Source organism: Roseisalinus antarcticus, from assembly GCF_900172355.1.
GTDB lineage: Bacteria > Pseudomonadota > Alphaproteobacteria > Rhodobacterales > Rhodobacteraceae > Oceanicola > Oceanicola antarcticus_A.
On the sequence record NZ_FWFZ01000001.1, the window covers coordinates 348,761 to 370,758 of the forward strand.

Below are 21,998 nucleotides of genomic sequence, written 5' to 3' on the forward strand. Positions count from 1 at the left end.
CGGGCCTGCGCACGGCCCGCGAATATGTCGCCGGGCGGTCCGGCGCGGCGCCCCTTGGCGCTACCGACCCCGCGCACGAAAGGTGCCCACGGCGGTGGCCACCAGCGTGCCCGCGCTGTCCCAGAGCCGCGCCTCGGTGAAAAAGGTGCGCCGCCCGCCGCCCGTCCGTCGACCTTCGGCCATCATCGCATCGCCCTCGGCCGGCGCCAGGAAATTCACCGTCATCGACAGGGTCTGCGACATCGGCCGCGCGGCGTCTTCGGGCAGCGCACCCGGATAGACGCCCGCGTAGCCCATCGCGCTGTCGAGAATGGAGGCATAGGCGCCGCCGTGCGGATGGCCGTGCCGGTTGCCCAGATGCTCGGTCAGCGGCATCTCGAACCGGGCATAATCGGGCCCCCAGCCCGTCAGCCGATAGCCCAGCAGGGTCTGGAACCGCGAGGCGGGCTCGCGCAGATGCGGCTCCAGCGGGTGCGGGTTTTCGGGCCACGCGGTCATCTCGGTCTCCTGATACTGGTCACCGCGGCTATTGCCGCTGAAGCGGCGCACGCGCCGCCTCGTCCGCCGCCCAGGCCTCGATCCCGCGCACCAGGCCTTCGATGATCCGGGCGCGGCCGGCCGGGTCGGCCAGGGTCGCCCGGTCGCGGGGGTTCGACAGGAAGCCGACCTCGACCAGCACCGAGGGGAAATCCGCCGCCTCGAGCACCGCCAGCACAGCCTCGCGCCGGGGCCGCGTGTTCACGCCCGCGCCCGCGGCCTCCAGACCGGCCACCAGCGCATCGGCCAGGCGGTCCCCGGCGGGGCCCGTCTCCAGCCGGGCGAGGTCCATCAGCACCGTCGCCACCGTGTCGTCCTGTCCGGTCAGGTCCAGCCCGGCCAGCAGGTCGCCGCGCCCGTGCCGCTCTGCCAGACGGGCGCCGGCCTGGTCCTCGCCCGCCTCGTCCAGGGTATAGATCGACGCCCCCGTGGCCTGCGCCCCCTCCAGCGCATCCGCATGAAGCGACAGGAACAGATCCGCGCCCGCCTCGCGCGCGATGGTCATCCGGGTCTGCAATGGCACGAAGGTGTCGCCGGCCCGGGTCAGCACCGGCACCATGCCGGCCCGCGCGGCGGCCTCGGCCAGTTCCAGCGCAAGCGGCAGCATCAGTTCCGCCTCGGTCACCCCGTCGCGCTGTGCGCCCGGATCGACACCGCCGTGGCCAGCGTCGATCGCCACCACCAGAAGCCCGGTGCCCCGGGTCCGGGGGGCTGGCGTGTCCCCCGTCTGCGGGCGGTCCGGGGTCCAGAGGTCGTCGTCCCCGGCATCGGCGGGCGGCCCGGACAGGGCGGCGTAGCGTTCCGGCGCGACCGGGTCGAGGATGACACGCACCACGGTCGCGCCGGTGCCGTCATCGGCCGACATCTCGGCCGTCGCGATGGCGAAGGGCCCGTCGAGGTCCACGACCATGCGGCTCCAGCCGGGGGCGAAGCGTCCGATCCGCAGCCCCGTCGCCCGGTCGGCATTGAGCAGCGCCACAGGCCGTGCCCCGGCCCAGTCCACCTCGCGGAAGTCGAGCACCAGCCGCCGGGGCGCGTCGAGCGCGAAGACCCGCCAGGGCACTGGCTGCGACAGGTGCAGCGTCACCTCAAGCCCGTCGCCCGCGTCGACCACGCCGCTGCGGGCGATGTCCAGCCGGGCGAGCGCGGTGAAATCCTGCGCTGTGGCGGCGGCCGGGGCCATCGCGGCCCAGAGCCACAGGAGGCAGGCGAGCCGCCTCATTGCGCCACCGCCGTCCCGCGCCGGGCCATGAAACTTGTCAGCCGCGCCAGCCCTTCCTCGATGTCGGCGGTCCCGCGGGCGTAGGAGAACCGCAGCCAATGCCGGCCCCGGTCGGGGTCGAAATCGACGCCGGGGGTGACCGCGACCCCGGCCTCGTCGAGGATCTCGCGCGAGAAGGCGAGCGCATCGTCGGTGATGTCGCTCACATCCGCATAGACGTAGAAGGCCCCGTCGGGCGGCGCGATGGCGCGAAAGCCGGCCCGGGGCAGATGCTCGAGCATAAGGTCGCGGTTGCGGGCGTAGACGGCGACATTCGCGTCCAGTTCCTCGGTGCAGTCCATGGCATGCAACGCCAGGCGCTGGCTGGCATGGGAGGCGCAGATGAACATGTTCTGCGCCAGCCGCTCGGCGCCGCGGACAAGATCCGGCGGCAGCACCATCCAGCCCACGCGCCAGCCGGTCATGGAGTAATACTTCGAGAAGGAATTGATCACGCAGACCGCGTCGGTCACCTCGAGCGCGCTGACCGCGGGGACGCCATAGGTCAGCCCGTGGTAGATCTCGTCGGAAATGAAATTCGCGCCCGCCGCGTCGCAGGCCGCCGACAGCGCGGCGATCTCGGGGCGCGACAGCATGGTCCCGGACGGATTCGCCGGCGAGGCCACGAGCAGCCCGTCGAGCCGGTTTGCGGCAACGTCGCCCGGCACCGGCTGCAGCCTGTTGTCGAGCGTGGTGGGGATGCCGACCGCCCGCATGTCCAGCGCCTTGAGGATCTGGCGGTAGGAGGGATAGCAGGGCTCGCCCAGGCCGACCCGCGCCCCGGTCTCGAACAACAGCGAGAAGGCCAGAAGGAACGCGCCCGAGGCGCCGGCCGTCACCACCACCCGCCCCGGATCGAGGTCGAGGTCGTGCCACTCGCCGTAGTGCCGCGCGATCCGGGCCCGCAGCTCTGGGATCCCCAGCGCCACGGAATAGCCCAGCGGCGACGCGTCCATGTCCGCCGCCAGCCTGTCGAGCGCACCCTGTGGCGCGCCTGTTCCCGGCTGACCGACCTCCATGTGGATGATGTGGCGCCCGGCCTCCTCGGCCGCACGGGCGGCCTCCATCACGTCCATCACGATGAAGGCATCGACCGCCCCCCGACTTGATGTCTTCATTGCCCGCCCTCTATGCTTTGCACCGATGTGCCAAGTGAGGCATACCCTCGTCAATGCGTCAGAGCGACAGTCGCAGCGACATTGCCCCCCTTGGCAGCCGGCCGCGCATGTGATTGCAGGTCGGAAAAGCTCTTCAACGGAGACGACCTGATGAAATCCACCCTGTCCGCCCTCGCCCTTGCCGTCAGCCTGGCCGCCCCCGCCGCGGCCCTCGACCTCGAGGCGATGACCGACACGGAACGCGCCCTGTTCCGGCAGGAGGTGCGCGCCTACCTTCTGGACAATCCCGAGGTGCTGATGGAGGCGATCGGCGTGCTGGAACAGCGCGAAGCCGCCCAGCAGGCCGATGCGGACCGCCAGCTTGCCGCAAGCTACCGCGAGGCGCTGGTCAACGACGGCCATTCCTGGGTCGGCGGCAACCCGGACGGCGATGTCACCATGGTCGAGTTCATGGATTACCGCTGCGGCTATTGCCGCAGGGCCGCCCCCGAGGTCGACGAGCTGGTCGCCGCGGATGGCAACATCCGGCTGATCATCAAGGAATTCCCGATCCTGGGCGAAGGCTCGATGCTGTCGTCGCAATTCGCCATCGCCGCCCTTCAGCTGCATGGCGACGACGTCTACAAGGATGTCCACGACGCGCTGCTGGCCTTGCGCGGGGACGCGACCGAAGAGAGCCTGGCGCAGCTGGCGGATGTCATGGGCCTGGATGCCGACGAGATCTTCGAGCGGATGGGCTCGGACGAGGTCGCGCGGATCATCGCCGAGAACCGCGCCCTGGCCCAGCAACTGCAGATCAGCGGCACGCCGACCTTCGTGCTCGATGACCAGATGCTGCGCGGATACCTCCCGCTGGCTCAGATGGCGCAGATGGTCGACGCGGTCCGCGCCGAGGACAGCTAGGCCCCCGCGACCCCGCGACCCCGGGGCCCTCTGACGTCGAGGTCGGGGCGGTCGGCGTCCGGCAGGTGCACAGCCACGCCCTTGCCCGCGCCGGACTTCGACCGGAGCGGGACCGATCCCCCGGACTGGCGCATGCGCTCCCTGCGCGATCGGAAGACCATGCCCCGCCCTATGGGGATCGTCGAATAGAACGGCCGGAACCGACCTGCTGCCGGTTTCGTGGACACGAAGACAGGATCGTGACCACAACTCTCGAGACGGCAAATGAACAGACGGACCTTCAGCGCCACGTTCGAGAGCGATGCCCTGGCGCCGGTGCAGGCGCATTGCATCGCCGTGGTCGAGGCCGCCGGGATGGATCGCGGCCCTGACGACAGAGGTCGCAAGCCTTGAGGCGGCGCGTGACATGCCAACAGGCACGGCAGCTTGTATTGCGCGGCAAGCGACGCGGTCTTCGCCTTCGTCCCGAAGCATAGGCAAATGATGCTCGCCCCCGAGATCACCTGCTTCATGAGCCGAGCCGGAACCGGCTGGGACAACTCAGCGCTAGAGAGCTTCTTTTCGTCCCTCACGTCCGAACGGACCGCTCGCAAAGTCCACCGCAGGCGGGGAGCCGCCCGCGCAGATGTGCTTGGCCACATCGAACGGCTCTCCGATCCGAAGCGCCGACAGTCCAAGCTGGCCTATCCAAGCGCTGTGATGTTCGAGATCCGAACCATGCAAACCCAACTCGGGGTCCACGGACCCGGCAGTGGGCCAAGGTGCTCTCAATCCCGCATGCCCGGCAAATGTGCCTGTCGCGACAACGGAGGTCGGAGCTCTGCTCAAGGCCGGCCTCATTGTCAGAAAAGCGGTTGAAGAAGTCGCGGAGGCTGAAGTCGGGGGATGTGGAATTGCCTGTCCCGCACACGACGCAGACCATTCGTGTCCTTGCCCCAAGGCGACACACCCGTTCATTGATCTTCGGTTGGCGCCCGCGGCAGCCGGGCCGAGTTCACTCGGCCGCGGCCTGCGCCGCGTCGAGTTCGGCGGCCTTCTTCTCGACCTGTTCGACGATGTGGTCGATCATCTGGTCGTTGGACAGCTTGTGGCTCTGCTTGCCGGCCAGGTAGACCATGCCGGAGCCTGCGCCGCCGCCAGTGAAACCCACGTCGGTCATAAGGGCCTCGCCCGGGCCGTTCACCACGCAGCCGATGATCGACAGGCTCATCGGGGTCTTGATATGGGCCAGCCGCTCTTCGAGCGCCTCCACCGTCTTGATCACGTCGAATCCCTGCCGCGCACAGGACGGGCACGAGATGACGTTCACACCGCGATGACGCAGCCCCAGCGACTTGAGGATCTCGTAGCCGACCTTGACCTCCTCCACCGGATCCGCGGAGAGTGACACCCGGATCGTGTCCCCGATCCCCATCCACAGCAAATTGCCAAGCCCTATGGCGCTCTTGATGGTGCCGGATGTCAAACCGCCGGCCTCGGTGATGCCAAGGTGGATCGGCGCGTCCGTCGCCTCGGCAATGCCCTGGTAGGCGGCAGCGGCGAGGAAGACGTCGGAGGCTTTCACGCTGATCTTGAACTCGTGGAAATCATTGTCCTGCAGAATGCGGATATGGTCCAACCCGCTTTCCACCATCGCCTCCGGACAGGGCTCGCCGTATTTCTCGAGCAGGTGCCGCTCCAGAGAGCCGGCGTTGACGCCGATCCGGATCGAGCAGCCGTGGTTTCGCGCGGCGGAGATCACGTCGCGAACGCGGCCCGCATCGCCGATGTTGCCGGGGTTGATCCGAAGGCACGCGGCGCCCGCCTCGGCCGCCTCGATCCCGCGTTTGTAGTGAAAGTGGATGTCGGCCACGATCGGCACGGGGCTTTCGCGCACGATCTCCTTCAGCGCCTTCGAAGAGGCCTCGTCGGGCACCGAGACCCGGACGATATCGGCGCCCGCCTCGGCGGCGGCGGCGATCTGGGCGACGGTGCCGGCCACGTCGGTCGTCAGCGTGTTGGTCATGGTCTGCACCGTGATCGGCGCGTCGCCCCCGACGGGGACGTTGCCGACCATGATCTGGCGACTCTTGCGGCGATAGATGTTGCGCCATGGGCGAACGTGGTTCAGCGACATGCGGGCAGGTCCCTTGAAAACTATGTGTCGGAAAGATCCTATGAGCGATGGCCCGCTTCGGCAACCGGCAGTCCCGAGGGTTTGATCGCGCAGCCCGAAGGCGGGCCATCACTCGGCCACGCCGTCTCCGGTGAGCGGGGCGGCCTGCTGGGCCTGGGCGATCCGGACCCACTCGGCCAGATCGGAATCGGCCGAGATATCGGCGACCTCGTAGCGCTCCGTCAGCGCCTCGGCAGACAGGGCGATCTGGCTGGAGACGGCGCCACGCGGGCCGACGGGGCCGAAATGCTGGCCGTTCACCGCGAAGTAGACCGCCCCGCTTTCGCCGATGCGCAGGCGTGCGGGCTCTTCGGTCTGGGGCACGGTGAAGGTATCGCCCTGCGCCATGGTCTTTTCGTAGAGGGTCGTGCCGTCCGGCCCGGTCACGCGGACCCAGGCGGGCCGCACGGCCACAAGCTGCACGGCCGGCGGCGGCGTTTCGGTGACCTGCACGCCGGACTGGCCCGGCGCGGGTTGCGCCACAAGCGGGTCGGTCAGACCCATGGCATCCGCCACCGCGCGCCCGACCGCATCCACGGCGTCCGCCGGATCGGAGCCGAAGCCCGCGCCGCTGGCCGGAAAGCCGCCGGAGGCGGTGTCGAACTCGACCGCCAAAGCCCCGCCCGAAGCGGGGTTCAGCGTGGAAATCGGCGCGTCGCGGGCGACCATGACCGGCACGTCCAGCGCCTCGGGGCGATAGAGCCGGTCCAACGCCTCGGCGGCCGGCGGGGTGAATCCCGCGGACATCCCCGCGCCCGGCGCGGCGCCCTGCCCGTCAGACGACACCGCGCCACCACCGGCGAGCGGGTCGAGGTCGGCCACCACGGTCGGAGCCTGTTCGACGGGCGCGAATTGCACCTTCTGCACTTCCTGCAGCACGGACCAGCCGCCGTAGCCCAGCCCGCCGATCAGCGCGACCAGCACGAAGACCGACCCGATCGCCCCCGGCTCCACCCGCGAGAACATCGCCTCACCGGCGGGAATGAAGGGCGTGGAGGGAGACGAGAACATGTCGTCCCCGCCGGCATTGCGGGCGCTGCGTTCTTCCTTGGCGGATTTGACCGAAGAGGCGGAGGGCGACATGCCGTGTGCCGTGGTAAAGCCGCTTTCGCGACAGAACGTGTCGAAAGCCCAGTCGGGATCCATGTTGAGATAGCGGGCGTAGGAGCGGACGTAGCCGGCGATGAAGCCCGGCGTCTCGAACGCGGTCGGGTCGGCATTCTCTATGGCGGCGATATATGCTGCCTTGATCTTCAGCTCGCGCTGAACATCCAGCAGGCTCTTGCCCATCGTTGCGCGCTCGCCGCGCATAAGATCGCCAAGCCGCAAGTCGAATGCGTCGAAGCCAGAAGGCTCTTCGACATCAACATGCCTATCGCGCCTGAAGCCGCGCCCGATCATATGCAGTCCCGTTTGCCGTCTTGCCCCATTTATCCACAGCCGACGATTCGATCCGGCTGCGGATTTCATCTTGGGTAGCACAGCGACCGGCGGCTTGCACCCGCAGAAAGTGTTAACCTGCGAGCTCAGCGCGATTCAGCGCACAATGGGACCACAGTGCGTCGAGGCCCCGCACGAGTGCCTCCATTTCACCCGATCCGTGAACGGGCGAAGGCGTGAAGCGCAGACGCTCGGTGCCGCGGGGCACGGTCGGGAAGTTGATCGGCTGGACGTAGATCCCGTGATCCTCGAGCAGCATGTCCGAAATGTTCTTGGTGTGCACGGGATCGCCCACGATCAACGGCACGATATGCGAGCCGTGGTCGATGATCGGCAGGCCCAGCGCCTTCAGCCGGGTCTTGAGGATCCGCGCCTGGGTCTGGTGGGCCTCCCGGCGCGCGGGATCCTGCTTCAGATGCGCGACGCTGGCCGCGGCGCCCGCGGCGATGGCGGGCGGCAGCGAGGTGGTGAAGATGAAGCCCGGCGCATAGGAGCGCACCGCGTCGCACATCCGGGCGGAGGCCGCGACATAGCCCCCCATCACCCCGAACGCCTTGCCAAGGGTGCCGTTGATCAGGTCGATCCGGTGCATCAGCCGGTCGCGCTCGGCCACGCCGCCGCCGCGCGGGCCGTACATGCCGACCGCGTGCACCTCGTCGAGATAGGTCAGCGCGCCGAATTCGTCGGCCAGGTCGCAGATCGGGCCAATCGGGCCGAAATCGCCGTCCATCGAATAGACCGACTCAAAGGCGATCAGCTTGGGCGCCTGCGGATCGTCGGCCTCCAGCAGCTGGCGCAGGTGGGCCACGTCGTTGTGGCGGAAGATCCGCTTTTGTCCGCCGTTTCGGCGGATGCCCTCGATCATCGAGGCGTGGTTCAGCGAGTCGGAATAGATGATCAGCCCCGGAAAGAGCTTTGGCAGGGTCGAGAGCGTGGCGTCGTTGGCGATATAGGCCGAGGTGAACAGCAGCGCCGCCTCCTTGCCATGCAGATCGGCAAGCTCCGCCTCGAGCCGCTTGTGATAGACCGTGGTACCGGAGATGTTGCGCGTCCCGCCCGACCCTGCGCCGGTGGCCTCGAGCGCCTCGTGCATTGCGGCGAGCACCACCGGGTGCTGGCCCATGCCGAGGTAGTCGTTGCCGCACCAGACGGTGATGGGTCTTTCGGTGGCGTCGGGTTTGCGCCAGGTGGCGTGCGGGAACTGACCCCGCTTGCGTTCGATATCGATAAAGGTGCGGTAGCGCCCCTCTTCGTGCAACTTGTCAATCGCCCGGTCCAGAAACGCAGAATAATCCGTCACCGCTTCATCCTCTTTGGAAGTCTTCTAATTTCCATATAGCGACAGAAACCGGCAAACAACCGTCCCGGCCTGCGCCACATGTCGCACCCCCGCGACAATCGCGGGCCGAAGTTTCCGATGGTGAACAGACCCCCGGCCCCGCCCGAGAGGCATAGGGGGACAGGCGCGGCCGGGCCTTGATCCAGGTCAAGTCGTCCGGCTGGACACCGCCCCGCCGCCTGATACGCTTGCCCCGAACTCACGCATGACGAAGGACCCGCCCCATGTCGCTCGACCAAGTGCTCTCGCGTATCGACACGGATCTGGAGGCGTCCCTGGACAGGCTCATGGCCTTTCTTCGGATCCCCTCGATCTCGACCGATCCGGCCCACCGGGAGGATTGCGCCCGCGCCGCCGACTGGCTGGTCGAGGATCTCAAGTCCATCGGGTTCGATGACGCGGCCACGCGCCCGACCCCCGGCCACGCCATGGTCACCGGCACGGCGGGCGCGGGCGGCCCGCACCTGATGTTCTACGGTCATTACGACGTGCAGCCCGTCGACCCGCTGAACCTCTGGCACCGCGACCCCTTCGACCCGGCGGTCGAGGACACGGGCGACGGCAAGGTGATCCGCGCCCGCGGAGCCGCCGACGACAAGGGCCAGCTGATGACCTTCGTCGAGGCCTGCCGCGCCTGGGTCGCGGTCAACGGCGCCCTGCCCTGCAAGATCACCATGTTCTTCGAGGGCGAGGAGGAATCGGGCTCGCCCTCGCTGGTGCCCTGGATGAAGGACAATGCCGAAGAGATGAAGGCCGACATCGCGCTGATCTGCGACACCGGTCTTTTCGACCCCGACACGCCCGCGATCAGCACGATGCTGCGCGGCCTGCTGGGCGAGGAGCTGACGATCACCGGGCCCGACCGTGACCTGCATTCGGGCATGTACGGCGGCCCCGCGATGAATCCGATCCGGGTTCTGGCCCGGGTCATCGCATCGCTGCATGACGAGACCGGCCGCGTCACTGTCCCAGGGTTCTACGACGGCGTGCCCGAGCTGCCCGACGCGCAACGCGCCCAGTGGGAGGCGCTGAATTTCGACGCGGCGGGATTCCTCGGCGCCGTGGGCCTGACCCACCCGGCCGGCGAGGCCGACCGCACGCCGCTGGAGATGATCTGGTCCCGCCCCACCTGCGAGGTCAACGGCATCACCGGCGGCTATGCCGGCGAGGGGTTCAAGACCGTGCTGCCCTCCATGGCCAGCGCCAAGATCAGCTTTCGCCTGGTCGGCACGCAAGACCCGCATGCGATCCGCAAGAGCTTTCGCAAGATGGTCGAGGACATGATGCCGCCCGATTGCAGCGTCGAGTGGCATCCCCACGGGGCCGCCCCCGCCTCGGTCATGTCGACCGAGAACCCCGCCTTCGAGGCCGCCCGCCAGGCCCTCTCGAAGGAATGGCCGAACCCGGCCGCCTTCACCGGCGGCGGCGGGTCGATCCCGGTCGCGGGCTACATCAAGAACATCTTCGAGATGGATTCGATGCTGATCGGCTTCGGGCGCGACGACGACCAGATCCACAGCCCGAACGAGAAATACCACCTCAGCAGCTTCCACCGCGGCATCCGCTCCTGGGCGCGGATCCTCGACGCGCTGTCGAAGGCGGAATGACTCCGGCCGCCATCGACAGGCACCGTCGAGCCGCGCCGCGCCCGCAGCCGGCCGCGGGATGACGCGCTTCCTGCGGCTGTCGCTGGCGGGGTTCGGCGCGGTGCTGGTCGCGCTCGGGCTGTTCTGGGCCGCCTTCCAGCCGGGGCGAGAGATCCGCGGCACCTGGGTCAGCGAGGGCCACGGGCTGGTGTTCGACATCGGCCGGCTGCGGATGCAGATCCACGAGATCACGCCGCTCAGCTGCGTGGCCTCCGCCTCGATCCCCGCCAACACCTACCTGTTGTCGCGGGTGGCGGGCTATCGCTTCGCTGCCGAGGGCGACACGCTTTCGGTCACCGTCGACGAACTGGCCGCCCCGATCCGGGCCATCCGCGCACCGCGCCCCGAAATCTGCGACGAGCCTACGCCGGCGACCCCGTCCGCGATCTTTGACGTGGCCTGGCAGACCTTCGATCGGCATTACCCGCACTTCGCGGACATGGGCATCGACTGGACCGCCCGGCGGGACCTTGGCGCGGGGCTCGAGGATGCGGCGGCGCTCGCCGCGGCGCTGGAGGCGTCGGTGGCGGGGCTCGACGCGCCGCAGGTCGTTCTGGACCTCGGCACGCGCGCCGTCTTCGGCGGCACCCGCCCGGACTGGACGGGCAACGCCGGCTACTACGCCTCGATCACCGAGGCCAAGCTGACCGACATGGGCCGCCTCCCCGACGCCGGAATCACCCATGGCCTGCTGCCCGGGCGGATCGCCTATTTCCGGATCGACCACCTGGAACCGCGGCGCCGGTATGGCCGCAGCACCCGAAGCATGGCGCAGGGCATCCTGTCGGAACTGGCCAGCGGCTATGACGAGATGACGGGCCTCGTGCTCGACCTGCGCTGGAATACGGGCGGCCATCATGCGGCGGCCCTGGGCTATGCCGGCCTGATCGGCCCGGCGCCGCGCACGATCGGCAGCCAGCAGCTCCGGACCGGGCCCGAAGGGCTCGGGCGGCCCGTCCCGCTGGTCGTGCCGGCGTCGGAGCTTCGGGGTGTCGACGTGCCGGTGGTGGTGCTGACCTCTGCCGCGACCCTGGGGGCGGCGGAGGTGCTGGTCCTGGCGCTCAAGGGCCAGCCCGGCGTCACGATCCTGGGCGAGCCCACGGCCGGGTCGCTGTCGGACCAGATGCTGCGGCACCTGCCCAACGGCTGGCGCGTGGGCCTGCCCCACCAGATCATCCGCGACACTGCCGGCGCCGCCTTCGACGGCAGGGGCCTGCCGCCCGACATCCGCCATCCGCTGGACACCTCCGGTTTCACGGCCGGGCGCGACACCGCGCTGACCCGGGCGCTCGCGCTGCTGGGCGGGCACCAACAGTGACATGCACAGTGCAGGGGGGGGATGAAAGTGGCGCGGTTGACGGGGCTCGAACCCGCGACCCCCGGCGTGACAGGCCGGTACTCTAACCAACTGAGCTACAACCGCGCGTGGCGGGCCGGATAGAAGCCACCGGCGCCGCCGTCAATCCCGAAACGTCAGGAAACCGCCGTCGAGTTGCCGAAAACTGCGCAACCTCACGGCCACACCTGCCCGCAGCCGCGGCACCCTGCCCCCTGCCCGCAGCCGCGGCACCCTGCCCGCAGCCGTGGCGCCCGACCCATAGAGTATCGCACAGGCCACACCGCGCCCGACGTCCACCCCCCGCACCGGCCCGGCCGCGGGTCGTCGGGGAGAGCCCGCAGACCGGCTGCACAAACGGGACGGGACGCTGGATCAGCGCCTTCGATCATGAAACCCGCTCGAAAATGTAGGCGAAGGCCGGTCGCGTATAGGCGACGCCGCGTCCGGTCGCGAACAGCATCTCCCGCGTGATCTCCAGCGCTTTGCTGGGCTGAAGATACGCCCCCAGATCGCTCCGGGACACCTGGTAGTCGCCAGAGCGGGATACCACGACGCCAGCCAGCGCATACCGCGGATCGATGGCGGCGAGCGCCGCGTCGCCATGGCTCGGGTTCACGAGGAGATGCCCCCCGACCTTGAGGAATGCGGTGCAATGCTCCGACACGAACCCCGCATAGAGCGAGACCAGCAGATCAAAGGATTGCTCGGGCAGGCTCAGCTCTGCGTAGTCGGCATGGATGAAGGACAGACGCCTGTCAGGGGGTGCCCCCTCCTCCGCCAGAATCTCCCGCACGCCGTCGGTGTCATCGAAGAACCGCGCCGCGCGGCGATCCATGTCGGAATAGGTGACATCGGGAAACACCATGGACGGCGCGATGTCGACATAGCTGCCGGGATACAGCACCGCAGCCGGAGAGATCACCCTGCCCACCGCGCCGAAAAGCCTCGAGCGGTCACCGGGATGCCGGTTCTGCTTGTCCCAGAGTGTCTTCGTTCCCTTGCGCAAGACCGCACCTCTCCCGGTCACGCCGTCCGCGGGGACATCGCCGGTCTCCGCACGGCCGGACACGGCATCGGACATGCCCGGTTTCCCGTTGCGACTGCGACGCGCCGGCGTCGACGAGCTTTGACAGGACCCCTGACAGCAACAGGGCCCCGCGAAGGGGGCCCTTACGTCGCTGCTGCGGTGGCGCGGTTGACGGGGCTCGAACCCGCGACCCCCGGCGTGACAGGCCGGTACTCTAACCAACTGAGCTACAACCGCCCACAGCAAACCGAAGACATGTCTTCAGCGTGAGGCGGTTTCTAGGGCCGGTAGTCGGGGGGGTCAAGCAGGAAAGCACACGGGTTTCTCGCGATCCCGTGACCCTGGCGCCATGGCCTGTGGATAATCCTTCACGCGACCGCCCGAATCACTTGCGAAACCGAGGCTTGCCGCGAAACGTGACCCTGCCTGACTGCCAAATAATCCCTCGGGGGACACCTGTACATGATATTTGACCGCCGGACGTTCCTGTCCGTCGCGGGGGCCGGCGTTCTGTCCGCCGCCCTGCCCGCACCTGCCCTCGCCCAGGGCGTGATTTCGCTGCCCGACGATATCGTCCGTCAGGAGGCTGCGACCATCACCGCCGTCTCGAACGGCCTGCCGATGGTGGCGATGACATTCGACGACGGGCCGCACCCGACGCTGACGCCGCGGCTGCTCGACATCCTGCGGGCGCGCAACATCAAGGCCACCTTTTACCTGATCGGAAACCGGGTCGCGCAATGGCCCGACCTGACCCGCCGCATCGCCGCCGAGGGCCACGAGATCGGCAACCATTCCTGGTCGCATCCCTACCTCAGCCGCCGCACGACGGCGAATGTCATCAGCGAGATCGACGCCACCTCCGAGGTGATCTACCGCGCAACGGGCCGCCCGCCGGTCACCTTCCGGCCGCCCTACGGCGCCTTCACCCGCGCCCAGCGGCAGATGCTGCACGAGAACCGCCGTATGCCCACGATCCTCTGGTCGGTCGATCCGCAGGACTGGCGGCGGCCCGGCGCCTCGGTCGTGGCCAACCGTATCCTGAGCCGGTCGCGCGCCGGCGCCATCATCCTCAGTCACGACATCCATTCCGGCACCATCGCCGCCATGCCCTCCACGCTCGACGGACTGCGGGCGCGGGGGCTTCAGTTCGGCACGGTAAGCCAGATGATCGGCTGGCCCCTGTGGCAAACACGGCATTTCCGGCGCGTCGCCCAATCCTCCTGACGCGGCGCCGGTCCCGCCTCAGGGCAGCGGGATGAATTCGGCATCGTCGCCGGGCGGCAGGTGAAAGCGTCCGTTTTCCCAGTCGCCCCGGCGCCAGGCCTCCTTGGCTTCCTCGATCCGCTCTTTCGACGAGGCCACGAAGTTCCACCAGATATAGCGCGGCCCGCCCATGGTCTCGCCGCCCAGCAGCATCACCCGCGCCCCGGCGGGCCCGGCCTTGAGGCTGATCCTGTCGCCCGGGCGAAAGACGAACATCCGGCCGGCCTCGAAGCTTTGCCCGCCGACCTCGACAGAGCCGGAGATGACATAGGCGCCACGGTCCTCGTGATCGTCGGGCAGCGGGATCGCCGCCCCCGGCGCAAGGTCCGCATCGGCATAGAACATCTCGGTCGGGTTGGTGCTTGGCGCGGTCTCGCCATAGGCCCGGCCGAGGATCAGCCGCACGGACTTCCCCTCCCCCTCCAGCAGCGGCAGCGAGGCGACGGGGTCGTGGACGAAGGACGCAGGATTGTCCTCGTGCGATTCGGGCAGCGCCATCCAGGTCTGGACCCCGAACATTTCGGTCGGGCGCTGGTCCACGGGGCCGTCCGTCCGCTCTGAATGGGTGATGCCGTGGCCCGCGGTCATCAGGTTCACGGCGCCGGCCTCGATCCACTGGTCGGTGCCCAGCGAGTCGCGGTGATGGATCCGCCCCTTGTAGAGATAGGTGACCGTCGAGAGGCCGATATGGGGATGCGGGCGGACGTCGATGCTGTTCCCGGTCAGGATCTCGGCCGGCCCGAACTGGTCGAAGAAGATGAACGGCCCCACCATCTGGCGTTCGGGTGCGGGCAGCGCACGACGCACCTCGAACCCGCCAAGATCCCGGCTGCGGGGCACGATGACGGTCTCGATGGCGTCAACCTGGTCCCCGGTCGGGGTTTGCGGATCAAGGGCGGGGTTCCAACTCATGACGTCCTCCAACGTTGCATTGCCCCAGACTAGCCTATTCCGGCCCCTGCGGCATGTCGGAGTCGTCGCGCCGCTCATGTTTGCCAACGCACAGATCAGTATCACATCAGGACGTTCTGCGCGATGCTTGGCGGGTCGAGAGATGGCGGGCCGCCAGTCGGCGGTGGTGGGTGGTGAGGGGCTCGAACCCCCGACATTCTCGGTGTAAACGAGACGCTCTACCAACTGAGCTAACCACCCGACGCAGGCCGTTTAGCCCGATGACGCGCCCTTCGCAAGCGGGGCAAGGCCGGCCGGATCGAGCATCTCCTGCCCGCCCTCGGCCAGCCGGAATATCACCCCCTGACCGCCCGGCACCTCGTCCAGCCGGTCCATGCCGAGGCCAAGCGCCGCCGTCCGAATAAAGCGCGAGGTGATCCCGTGGGTCACCAGGACCGTCGGACGCGAGAGGGCGCCCAGCAAGGTGACAGCCCGCGCCCACAGCGCGTCGAACGGCTCTCCGCCCGGGGCGCGGGCATAGGTCTCCAGAAAATGCTCATGGGGATCGGGGGCGGGCCAATCCCGGGCGATCTCGCTGCGCAGCAGGCCGGACCAGGCCCCGACGCCGATTTCGCGCAGGCGGTCGTCGGCGATCATCCCGAGGCCCGTCGCCCGCGACACCGCAAGCGCCGTGTCCCGGGCCCGTCCCTGAAGCGAATGGCGCAGGTCATGGGTGTCCGGACCGACGCCGAGCGACGCAAGCGCCATCCCCATGGCCTCGGCCTGGGCCCGTCCCCGCGCCGTCAGGGGCGAATCCTGCGCACCCTGCCAGCGGCCCTCGCGGTTCCATTCGGTTTCGCCGTGGCGCAGGACGTAGAGCTCGGGAAAGGCGTGCATGATCGGCGATTCCGGGTGGTTCGGGCAATCATCGCGGACCGGGCCGACGCAGCGGGATCGGCCTGGCGACATCCGGAGGGGAAATGGTGGGTGATAAGGGATTTGAACCCCTGACATCTTCGATGTGAACGAAGCGCTCTACCACTGAGCTAATCACCCGTCGGAATGGGTCTTTAGAGCTACTCTGCCGCATCTGCAAGAGGGTCTGTCGGATCGTCGCCCTCCGGATCGTTTCCGGGCTCGGTCATCGTCTTCGAACGGCGCAGTTTGCAGATGTAGACCTTGGCGTTCGACAGGTCCTTCTCGCGGTTCACCTTGAGCTTTCCCAGGGGCGGCAGGACCAGTTCCTCGCCCGCGGCGATGGCCTCTCCGAGAATCGCCAGAGCGGCCTCGACGGCGGGCTTGACGTCCTTCTTCTTGCCGCCCGAGCGCTCAACGACCCGGTCGATGAAGTCCTTCTTCTTGAGGTCCGGCCCCTTGACCACCGCGGTTTCGGTCACCACGGTCGTGCTGATCGCCGGGGCGGCCTCCGCCTGGCTGGCCGTGTCGGCCTCGGATGTCGTGGGGCCTGCCTTCGCCGTCGTGGATGTCGTGCTGCTGTGCGCGGCCATTCGATTGCCTTTCTTCGAGGGGCTTCGGGGCGCTCGCGCGCCCTCTCGGGAAACAGGCTAGTCGATCCGGGATGCGGCGTCGATCCGGGGGCGCCAGGATGATCCGTCCTGATGCCGATCCGCACGGGCACGGGGGCCTGCCTGCCGGGGTGTTGGCCATCTTGACGGATCTGAACTGTTATATTAGTATCATTTCTGGAGTCGCTGGCGGTCCGACCACGCACCTGCCCGCGTCAGACCTCTTTCAGACAAGGACCCCGCGGTGCGCACAATCAGACTTACCGACACCGACAATATCGTTCTGGCGGTGGATTCGCTTCGGCCGGACGACGTGGCCGAAGGTGTGACCATAACCGAACGCATCGCCCGCGGGCACAAGGCCGCCGTCAAGCCGATCGCCAAGGGTGCGCCGGTGTTGAAATACGGCCAGGTGATCGGCTTCGCGCGGCAGGACATCGCCCCGGGCCAATGGGTGCACGAGCACAATGTGCATGTGCAGGAGTTCGACCGGGCCTATGTTTTCGGCATCGACGCGACCGAGACCCGCTACACCGACGCCGCGGACCGGCGGACGTTCCAGGGCTTTCGCCGCGCCAGCGGCCGGTTCGGCACGCGCAATTACATCGCGGTGCTGACCTCGGTGAACTGCTCGGCCACCGCGTCGCGGTTCATCGCGGACGAGGTCAACCGGTCCGGTGTCCTCGACGCCTACCCCAATATCGACGGGGTGATCTCGCTGGTCCACGGCACGGGCTGCGGCCTCGACACCAAGGGCGAGGCCTACGAGACGCTGCGCCGGACCCAGTGGGGGTTTGCCACGAATCCCAATGTCGGCGGCGTGCTGATGGTCGGCCTCGGCTGCGAGGTGTTCCAGATCCCCGGCTGGATGAAATCATACGGCGTGCAGGAGGACGAGACCTTCCGCACCCTGACCATCCAGGAGGTCGGCGGCACCCGCAAGACGGTCGAGGCCGGGGTCAAGGCGATCCACGAGATGCTGGACGCGGTCAATGCCGCCAGCCGCACCACGGCGCCCGCCTCCGAGCTGATGCTGGCGCTGCAATGCGGCGGCTCCGACGGCTATTCCGGCATCACCTCGAACCCGGCGCTCGGCGTGGCGGTGGACATGCTGGTGGCCGAGGGCGGCACCGCGATCCTGTCGGAGACGCCCGAGATCTACGGCGCCGAGCACCTTCTGATGCGCCGCGCGGTCAGCACCGAGGTGGGCGAGAAACTGGCCGAGCGCATCCGCTGGTGGGAGGCCTATACCGCCCGCCACGACATGGAGATGAACAACAACCCCTCCCCCGGCAACAAGGCCGGCGGGCTGACCACGATCCTGGAGAAATCCCTGGGCGCCGCGGCCAAGGGCGGCTCGACCAACCTGGCAGGCGTGTTCAACTATGCCGATCCGGTCACGGCACGGGGCCTCGTGTTCATGGACACCCCCGGCTATGACCCGGTCTCGGCCACGGGCCAGGTGGCGGGCGGGGCCAATGTGCTGTGTTTCACCACCGGGCGCGGATCGGCCTTCGGCTGCAAGCCCACGCCGTCGATCAAGCTGGCGTCGAACTCCTACATCTTCGAGAAGATGAACGAGGACATGGACCTCAACTGCGGCGACATCCTCGACGGTGTCTCGCTGCGCGACAAGGGCGCCGAGATCTTCGAGGCGATCCTGCGGGTCGCCTCGGGCGAACGCACCAAGTCCGAAGTGCTGGGCTATGGCGACAGCGAATTCGTGCCCTGGTCGATCGGCGCGACGATGTAGGCGGCGAGCCCGCGCTCAGCCGGCCGCGTCCAGCGCCGACCAGAGCGCGTCGGGGATATCGCGCCGGAACCAGTCGAGGTTGGTGGTGACATCCCGGGCCGTCCGGGCCCCCACCAGCACCGAGGTGACGCCCGCGTGGCGCATCGGATACTGGATCGCCGCGGCCCCCAGCGGCACGTCGAACCCGGCGCAGAGCGCGGACAGCGCCTCGACCCGCGCGACGATCTCGTCGGGGGCATCGACGTAATTGAACTTCAGCGGGCCGCCGGCGAGGATGCCCGAATTGAACACCCCGCCCAGGATCATCGAGACACCCGCCCCCCGTGCCTTGTCCAGCAGCGGCGCCGCCTCCTGGTCCAGCAGCGAATAGCGGCCGGCCAGCAGGCAGCAATCCAGATCGGCCTCGTTCATGGCGTCGGCGATGATGCCGGTCTCGTTCACGCCGAGGCCGAAGCCCTTGATCAGCCCGGCGGCGCGCAGGTCCTCCAGCGCCCGAAACCCGCCCGAGGTCAGGTCGCGCCAGTGCACATCGTGGCGCGGGCCGTGGGTGACCGGCCCGATGTCGTGGACATAGACGATGTCGATCTCGGGCCGGCCGAGGCGCTGCTGGCTGTCGTCGAAGCTGCGCATGATCCCGTCGTAGCTGTAGTCGAAGACCTCGCGGAAGTTCAGCCCGTTGCCCCAGCCCGCGTCGAACGGGTTCTTCGGCGGCTCCGGCGGCAGCTCGCGCCCGGGCCGGGCGCGCGACATCAGCCGGCCGGCCTTGGTGCTGAGGGTCAGGTGCGCATCGGCGGGGATCCGTTCACGCAGGAAATGGCCAAGCAGGTGCTCGGCCCGGCCCAGCCCGTACATCGGCGCCACGTCGAAGTAGCGCACCCCGCCGTCCCAGGCCGCGGCCAGAAGCCCGAATATGTCCTCCTCGGCCAGCGGCGCGTAAAGCCCGCCGAACGAGGCGCAGCCCAGCCCGAACGCCGTGACCTCCAGGCCGGTGGTGCCGATGGGCCGTGTCTCGCTGATGTCCATTGCGCCGTGCTCCCTTGCTGCTGTCGGCCCGCTCGCGCGGCCGTCACTCCGCGGTGTCCGGCCGTTCGGCCAGTTTCGAATCCAGATAGACGAAGGTGTTGCTCATCGAGGTTTCCAGGTGATCGCGCAGCGCCGCCATCGAGGCCGCCTCGTCGTGCCGCACCAGCGCCTCGAGGATGGCGCGGTGCTGGCGGATCGTCTCCAGCCCCGCCCCGGGCGAGGGCAGCGACAGCAGGCGACAGCGATCCATCTGCGCCTTGGAGACGTCGACCACCTTCCAGACCATGTCGAGCCCGTTGACCTCGGCGATGCCGCGGTGGAAATCGTCGTCGCGGGCGATGGCTTCGTCGAACCGCTCGCGGGTGACGGCGACCTCCTGGGCGTGGATGATGTCCTCGAGGTTCTGGACCTGCTCGGTGGTGATGACGTGGGCGGCGCGGCGGATGCTTTCAAGCTCCAGCGCGATCCGGATGATATAGGCCTGTTCCACCTGGCTGCGGCTGATGTCGGCGACGAATGTGCCGTTCTGGGCAAAGACCTCGACCAGCCCCTCGTCGCTGACCCGCTTCACGGCCTCGCGCACGGGCGTGCGCGAAATGCCCAGCCGGGCAGCGATATCGACCTCGTTGATCGCGGTGCCGGGGGCCACCAGCCCGGTGACGATAGCCTTCCGGACCAGCGTGTAGACCTGATCGCGCAGGGGCATGCCGCGATTGAGGCGGCCGTTCTCGAGAAACTCGACGAACCGGTCATTGACCCCTCTGGCCGTGCTCCTCGATGCCATGTCCGCGCCCCTCCCGGCCGTTCCCTCGCGATGCCGCACGATGTCGCCCGAAAAGACAGATGCAACGGCCTCGGCAAAACGATAACGCATTTTTTGATGTTGCATAATATTAATGTAACATGCCACATGCCGGCAGTCCTGTCAGGGGTCGAATGGCACCCTGACAGGTTTCACGAGGGAGGTCCGCATGAACACCATAGATCTTGTCAACGAAACGGCCGTCGTCACCGGCGGCGCCCAGGGTCTGGGCCTGGCCTTCGCGCAGCGCATACTCGCCTCCGGCGCCAAGGTCTGCCTCTGGGACAGCAACCCCGACCAGCTGGCCAAGGCGACCGCGGCACTTGGCAGCGACGCGCAGGGGCTGGTCGTCGACATCACCGACGCCGCGGCCGTGCAGGACGCCCATGCCAAGACCGAAGCCGCATCCGGACCCGTCTCCATTCTCGTCAACTCCGCCGGGATCGCCGGGCCGAACGCAGAGCTCTGCGACTACGGCCTCGACGACTGGCGGCGCGTGATAGACATCAACCTCAATGGCACCTTCTACGTCAACCGTGCCGTGGTTCCGTCGATGAAGGCGCAGGGCTACGGGCGGATCGTCAACGTCGCCTCGATCGCCGGCAAGGAGGGCAATCCGAAGGCCTCCGCCTATTCCGCGTCCAAGGCCGGGGTGATCGGCCTGACCAAGTCGCTGGGCAAGGAACTGTCGGGCTATCCCATCGCGGTCAACTGCGTGACGCCGGCCGCGGCGCGGACCCCGATCTTCGACCAGATGAAGCAGGAGCATATCGACTACATGCTCTCGAAGATCCCGCGCAACCGTTTCCTCGAGGTCGAGGAGGCCGCGAACATGGTGGCCTGGCTCGTCTCGCGCGAGAACAGCTTTACCACCGGGGCTGTCTTCGACCTGTCCGGCGGCCGCGCCACCTACTAGCGCCCGGATGCGCATCGTGCCGCCCCCGCCCCCTGTCCAGTGGCCCGGCGCCGTCGGGCGCGGGCCGTGCGTCGCGGGGGGCGCGGCATGACTGCGCCCGCGCCGGTCATCGACGCCCATCACCATTTCTGGCGGGTGTCGCGCGGCGACTATCACTGGATGTCGCATGAAATGGGCCCGCCGCTCTATCGCGACCACCTGCCCGACGACATGGCCCCCCTGCTGGCGCGGGCCGGCGTCGACCGGACGGTCGTCGTCCAGGCCGCCGAGACCGAGGCCGAGACCGCCTTCCTGCTGGAGCTCGCCGCGCGGACCGAGACGGTCGCGGGCGTGGTCGGCTGGCTCGACATGGAGGATCCCGGGTTCGAGGCCAAGCTCGACGCGCTGATGGCGCGGCCGAAGTTTCTCGGGCTGCGGCCAATGCTGCAGGACCTTGCCGACGACGCCTACATCCTGCGGCCGGCGGTCCTGGCCAGCCTCGCGGCGATGGCCGAGCGGGGGGCGACCTTCGACATCCTCACCTTTCCGCGCCACCTGCCCCATGTCGCCCGCGCCTTGTCGCAGGTGCCGAGGCTTCGCGCGGTCGTCGACCATCTGTCCAAGCCGCCCATCGCCTCCGGCGACATCACGGGCTGGGCGGACGATCTGCGCCGCCTCGCCGATTTCCCGCAGGTCCATTGCAAGCTGTCCGGCATGATCACCGAGGCCGACCATGCCAGCTGGACCGCCGACGACCTCGCGCCCTTCGTCGACACCGCCCTTGCCTGCTTCGGCCCCGGGCGGCTGATGTTCGGCAGCGACTGGCCGGTCTGCCTGCTGGCCGGCAGCTATGCCGAGACCATCGAGGCGCTGCGCAGGGTCCTGGCCCCCCGCCTGGATGCCCAGGCGCAGGCGGATGTCTTCGGCCGGACCGCCGCCCGGTTCTATCGCCTCCAGCCCTGACAAAATCCCCCGATCGGGGGCCAGAGTTTTGTTGTCATGACTGTTATATTAGCGTAACAATACATTCAAAGAGCCGCCGAGCCCAAGATGGCCAGTGCGCGAACACGACGGGAG

General features: G+C 68.4%; 20 protein-coding genes, 4 tRNA genes and 1 pseudogene. 9 read left to right on the plus strand and 16 right to left on the minus strand.

Annotation, left to right across the window (positions count from 1 at the left end):
- Positions 1–60: 60 nt before the first annotated feature.
- The 3 genes from ROA7023_RS01630 to ROA7023_RS01640 are packed head-to-tail and all read right to left on the minus strand — an operon-like array spanning position 61 to position 2,916.
- Positions 61–498 carry a PaaI family thioesterase gene (locus tag ROA7023_RS01630; RefSeq protein ID WP_085877248.1) on the minus strand — a complete coding sequence of 146 codons (438 nt, stop codon included), beginning with the start codon at positions 496–498 and terminating at the stop codon, positions 61–63.
- Between the two features lie 28 nt (positions 499–526).
- Positions 527–1,759 carry an N-acetylmuramoyl-L-alanine amidase gene (locus ROA7023_RS01635; RefSeq protein WP_085877249.1) on the minus strand — a complete coding sequence of 411 codons (1,233 nt, stop codon included), beginning with the start codon at positions 1,757–1,759 and terminating at the stop codon, positions 527–529.
- A complete protein-coding gene (locus tag ROA7023_RS01640) occupies positions 1,756–2,916 on the minus strand; it encodes a pyridoxal phosphate-dependent aminotransferase (protein WP_085877250.1) in 1,161 nt (386 codons plus the stop codon). Before ROA7023_RS01640 ends, ROA7023_RS01635 begins: the two co-directional genes overlap by 4 nt.
- 150 nt (positions 2,917–3,066) lie before the next feature.
- Between ROA7023_RS01640 and ROA7023_RS01645 the strand changes: the two genes are divergently transcribed.
- The 3 genes and pseudogenes from ROA7023_RS01645 to ROA7023_RS24975 all read left to right on the plus strand — a co-directional run.
- On the plus strand, positions 3,067–3,819 hold the full coding sequence (locus ROA7023_RS01645; RefSeq protein WP_085877251.1) for a DsbA family protein: 753 nt from the start codon (positions 3,067–3,069) through the stop codon (positions 3,817–3,819).
- 264 nt (positions 3,820–4,083) lie between these two features.
- Positions 4,084–4,212, plus strand: a complete 129-nt coding sequence (locus tag ROA7023_RS25455) for a hypothetical protein (RefSeq protein WP_268807963.1) — start codon at positions 4,084–4,086, stop codon at positions 4,210–4,212.
- Between the two features lie 105 nt (positions 4,213–4,317).
- Positions 4,318–4,533, plus strand: a pseudogene (locus tag ROA7023_RS24975) (IS3 family transposase); the annotation flags it as partial.
- A 280-nt stretch (positions 4,534–4,813) separates the two neighbouring features.
- Here the strand turns inward: ROA7023_RS24975 and ispG are convergent.
- The 3 genes from ispG to hemA form a co-directional block, all read right to left on the minus strand.
- The gene (gene ispG / locus ROA7023_RS01655; RefSeq protein WP_085877253.1) at positions 4,814–5,935 is read right to left on the minus strand and encodes a flavodoxin-dependent (E)-4-hydroxy-3-methylbut-2-enyl-diphosphate synthase; all 1,122 of its coding nucleotides are present in this window, start codon (positions 5,933–5,935) and stop codon (positions 4,814–4,816) included.
- A gap of 108 nt (positions 5,936–6,043) precedes the next feature.
- Positions 6,044–7,375, minus strand: coding sequence for a helix-turn-helix domain-containing protein (locus ROA7023_RS01660; protein WP_085877254.1), 1,332 nt, complete (start codon positions 7,373–7,375; stop codon positions 6,044–6,046).
- A 112-nt stretch (positions 7,376–7,487) separates the two neighbouring features.
- Positions 7,488–8,714, minus strand: coding sequence for a 5-aminolevulinate synthase (hemA, locus tag ROA7023_RS01665; RefSeq protein ID WP_085877255.1), 1,227 nt, complete (start codon positions 8,712–8,714; stop codon positions 7,488–7,490).
- A 263-nt stretch (positions 8,715–8,977) separates the two neighbouring features.
- Between hemA and ROA7023_RS01670 the strand changes: the two genes are divergently transcribed.
- Positions 8,978–10,360, plus strand: coding sequence for a M20/M25/M40 family metallo-hydrolase (locus ROA7023_RS01670; protein ID WP_085877256.1), 1,383 nt, complete (start codon positions 8,978–8,980; stop codon positions 10,358–10,360).
- A 58-nt stretch (positions 10,361–10,418) separates the two neighbouring features.
- The gene (locus ROA7023_RS01675) at positions 10,419–11,717 is read left to right on the plus strand and encodes a S41 family peptidase (protein ID WP_085877257.1); all 1,299 of its coding nucleotides are present in this window, start codon (positions 10,419–10,421) and stop codon (positions 11,715–11,717) included.
- A 28-nt stretch (positions 11,718–11,745) separates the two neighbouring features.
- On the opposite strand, the gene ROA7023_RS01680 is transcribed toward ROA7023_RS01675, so the two are convergent.
- The 3 genes from ROA7023_RS01680 to ROA7023_RS01690 all read right to left on the minus strand — a co-directional run bounded on the left by ROA7023_RS01680 (position 11,746) and on the right by ROA7023_RS01690 (position 13,002).
- Positions 11,746–11,822 (minus strand) — tRNA-Asp (locus ROA7023_RS01680).
- A gap of 301 nt (positions 11,823–12,123) precedes the next feature.
- On the minus strand, positions 12,124–12,819 hold the full coding sequence (locus tag ROA7023_RS01685; RefSeq protein ID WP_085877258.1) for a class I SAM-dependent methyltransferase: 696 nt from the start codon (positions 12,817–12,819) through the stop codon (positions 12,124–12,126).
- A gap of 106 nt (positions 12,820–12,925) precedes the next feature.
- Positions 12,926–13,002 (minus strand) — tRNA-Asp (locus ROA7023_RS01690).
- Positions 13,003–13,227: 225 nt separating this feature from the next.
- On the opposite strand from ROA7023_RS01690, the gene ROA7023_RS01695 reads away from it, so the two are divergent.
- Positions 13,228–13,992: a polysaccharide deacetylase family protein gene (locus ROA7023_RS01695; protein ID WP_085877259.1), complete on the plus strand. Its 765-nt coding sequence runs from the start codon at positions 13,228–13,230 to the stop codon at positions 13,990–13,992.
- An 18-nt stretch (positions 13,993–14,010) separates the two neighbouring features.
- On the opposite strand, the gene ROA7023_RS01700 is transcribed toward ROA7023_RS01695, so the two are convergent.
- The 5 genes from ROA7023_RS01700 to ROA7023_RS01720 form a co-directional block, all read right to left on the minus strand.
- Complete coding sequence (locus tag ROA7023_RS01700) at positions 14,011–14,943, minus strand: pirin family protein (protein ID WP_159458421.1); 933 nt, start codon at positions 14,941–14,943, stop codon at positions 14,011–14,013.
- A gap of 164 nt (positions 14,944–15,107) precedes the next feature.
- Positions 15,108–15,183, minus strand: a tRNA-Val gene (locus ROA7023_RS01705).
- A 12-nt stretch (positions 15,184–15,195) separates the two neighbouring features.
- Positions 15,196–15,819, minus strand: a complete 624-nt coding sequence (locus tag ROA7023_RS01710) for a histidine phosphatase family protein (RefSeq protein WP_085877261.1) — start codon at positions 15,817–15,819, stop codon at positions 15,196–15,198.
- Positions 15,820–15,903: 84 nt separating this feature from the next.
- Positions 15,904–15,978, minus strand: a tRNA-Val gene (locus tag ROA7023_RS01715).
- 20 nt (positions 15,979–15,998) lie between these two features.
- Positions 15,999–16,430, minus strand: coding sequence for an HU family DNA-binding protein (locus tag ROA7023_RS01720; RefSeq protein WP_085877262.1), 432 nt, complete (start codon positions 16,428–16,430; stop codon positions 15,999–16,001).
- Positions 16,431–16,692: 262 nt separating this feature from the next.
- Between ROA7023_RS01720 and ROA7023_RS01725 the strand changes: the two genes are divergently transcribed.
- Positions 16,693–18,201 carry a UxaA family hydrolase gene (locus tag ROA7023_RS01725; protein WP_085877263.1) on the plus strand — a complete coding sequence of 503 codons (1,509 nt, stop codon included), beginning with the start codon at positions 16,693–16,695 and terminating at the stop codon, positions 18,199–18,201.
- 15 nt (positions 18,202–18,216) lie between these two features.
- Here the strand turns inward: ROA7023_RS01725 and ROA7023_RS01730 are convergent, their stop codons facing one another.
- Positions 18,217–19,224 (minus strand): aldo/keto reductase, encoded by a 1,008-nt coding sequence (locus ROA7023_RS01730; protein WP_085877264.1) that lies wholly within the window; start codon positions 19,222–19,224, stop codon positions 18,217–18,219.
- Positions 19,225–19,267: 43 nt separating this feature from the next.
- A complete protein-coding gene (locus tag ROA7023_RS01735) occupies positions 19,268–20,008 on the minus strand; it encodes a GntR family transcriptional regulator (RefSeq protein WP_200812439.1) in 741 nt (246 codons plus the stop codon).
- A 187-nt stretch (positions 20,009–20,195) separates the two neighbouring features.
- Between ROA7023_RS01735 and ROA7023_RS01740 the strand changes: the two genes are divergently transcribed.
- Together ROA7023_RS01740 and ROA7023_RS01745 are read left to right on the plus strand one after the other, a co-directional pair.
- A complete protein-coding gene (locus tag ROA7023_RS01740) occupies positions 20,196–20,942 on the plus strand; it encodes an SDR family NAD(P)-dependent oxidoreductase (RefSeq protein ID WP_085877265.1) in 747 nt (248 codons plus the stop codon).
- Positions 20,943–21,029: 87 nt separating this feature from the next.
- Positions 21,030–21,884, plus strand: coding sequence for an amidohydrolase family protein (locus tag ROA7023_RS01745; protein WP_085877266.1), 855 nt, complete (start codon positions 21,030–21,032; stop codon positions 21,882–21,884).
- Positions 21,885–21,998: the final 114 nt, after the last annotated feature.

Coding starts and splice junctions, on each gene's coding strand:
- ROA7023_RS01630 (WP_085877248.1), bottom strand. CDS start 498: ATGACCGCGTGGCCCGAAAACCCGCACCCGCTGGAGCCGCATCTGCGC.
- ROA7023_RS01635 (WP_085877249.1), bottom strand. CDS start 1,759: ATGAGGCGGCTCGCCTGCCTCCTGTGGCTCTGGGCCGCGATGGCCCCG.
- ROA7023_RS01640 (WP_085877250.1), bottom strand. CDS start 2,916: ATGAAGACATCAAGTCGGGGGGCGGTCGATGCCTTCATCGTGATGGAC.
- ROA7023_RS01645 (WP_085877251.1), top strand. CDS start 3,067: ATGAAATCCACCCTGTCCGCCCTCGCCCTTGCCGTCAGCCTGGCCGCC.
- ROA7023_RS25455 (WP_268807963.1), top strand. CDS start 4,084: ATGAACAGACGGACCTTCAGCGCCACGTTCGAGAGCGATGCCCTGGCG.
- ispG (WP_085877253.1), bottom strand. CDS start 5,935: ATGTCGCTGAACCACGTTCGCCCATGGCGCAACATCTATCGCCGCAAG.
- ROA7023_RS01660 (WP_085877254.1), bottom strand. CDS start 7,375: ATGATCGGGCGCGGCTTCAGGCGCGATAGGCATGTTGATGTCGAAGAG.
- ROA7023_RS01670 (WP_085877256.1), top strand. CDS start 8,978: ATGTCGCTCGACCAAGTGCTCTCGCGTATCGACACGGATCTGGAGGCG.
- ROA7023_RS01675 (WP_085877257.1), top strand. CDS start 10,419: ATGACGCGCTTCCTGCGGCTGTCGCTGGCGGGGTTCGGCGCGGTGCTG.
- ROA7023_RS01685 (WP_085877258.1), bottom strand. CDS start 12,819: ATGTCCGATGCCGTGTCCGGCCGTGCGGAGACCGGCGATGTCCCCGCG.
- ROA7023_RS01695 (WP_085877259.1), top strand. CDS start 13,228: ATGATATTTGACCGCCGGACGTTCCTGTCCGTCGCGGGGGCCGGCGTT.
- ROA7023_RS01700 (WP_159458421.1), bottom strand. CDS start 14,943: ATGAGTTGGAACCCCGCCCTTGATCCGCAAACCCCGACCGGGGACCAG.
- ROA7023_RS01710 (WP_085877261.1), bottom strand. CDS start 15,819: ATGCACGCCTTTCCCGAGCTCTACGTCCTGCGCCACGGCGAAACCGAA.
- ROA7023_RS01720 (WP_085877262.1), bottom strand. CDS start 16,430: ATGGCCGCGCACAGCAGCACGACATCCACGACGGCGAAGGCAGGCCCC.
- ROA7023_RS01730 (WP_085877264.1), bottom strand. CDS start 19,224: ATGGACATCAGCGAGACACGGCCCATCGGCACCACCGGCCTGGAGGTC.
- ROA7023_RS01735 (WP_200812439.1), bottom strand. CDS start 20,008: ATGGCATCGAGGAGCACGGCCAGAGGGGTCAATGACCGGTTCGTCGAG.
- ROA7023_RS01740 (WP_085877265.1), top strand. CDS start 20,196: ATGAACACCATAGATCTTGTCAACGAAACGGCCGTCGTCACCGGCGGC.
- ROA7023_RS01745 (WP_085877266.1), top strand. CDS start 21,030: ATGACTGCGCCCGCGCCGGTCATCGACGCCCATCACCATTTCTGGCGG.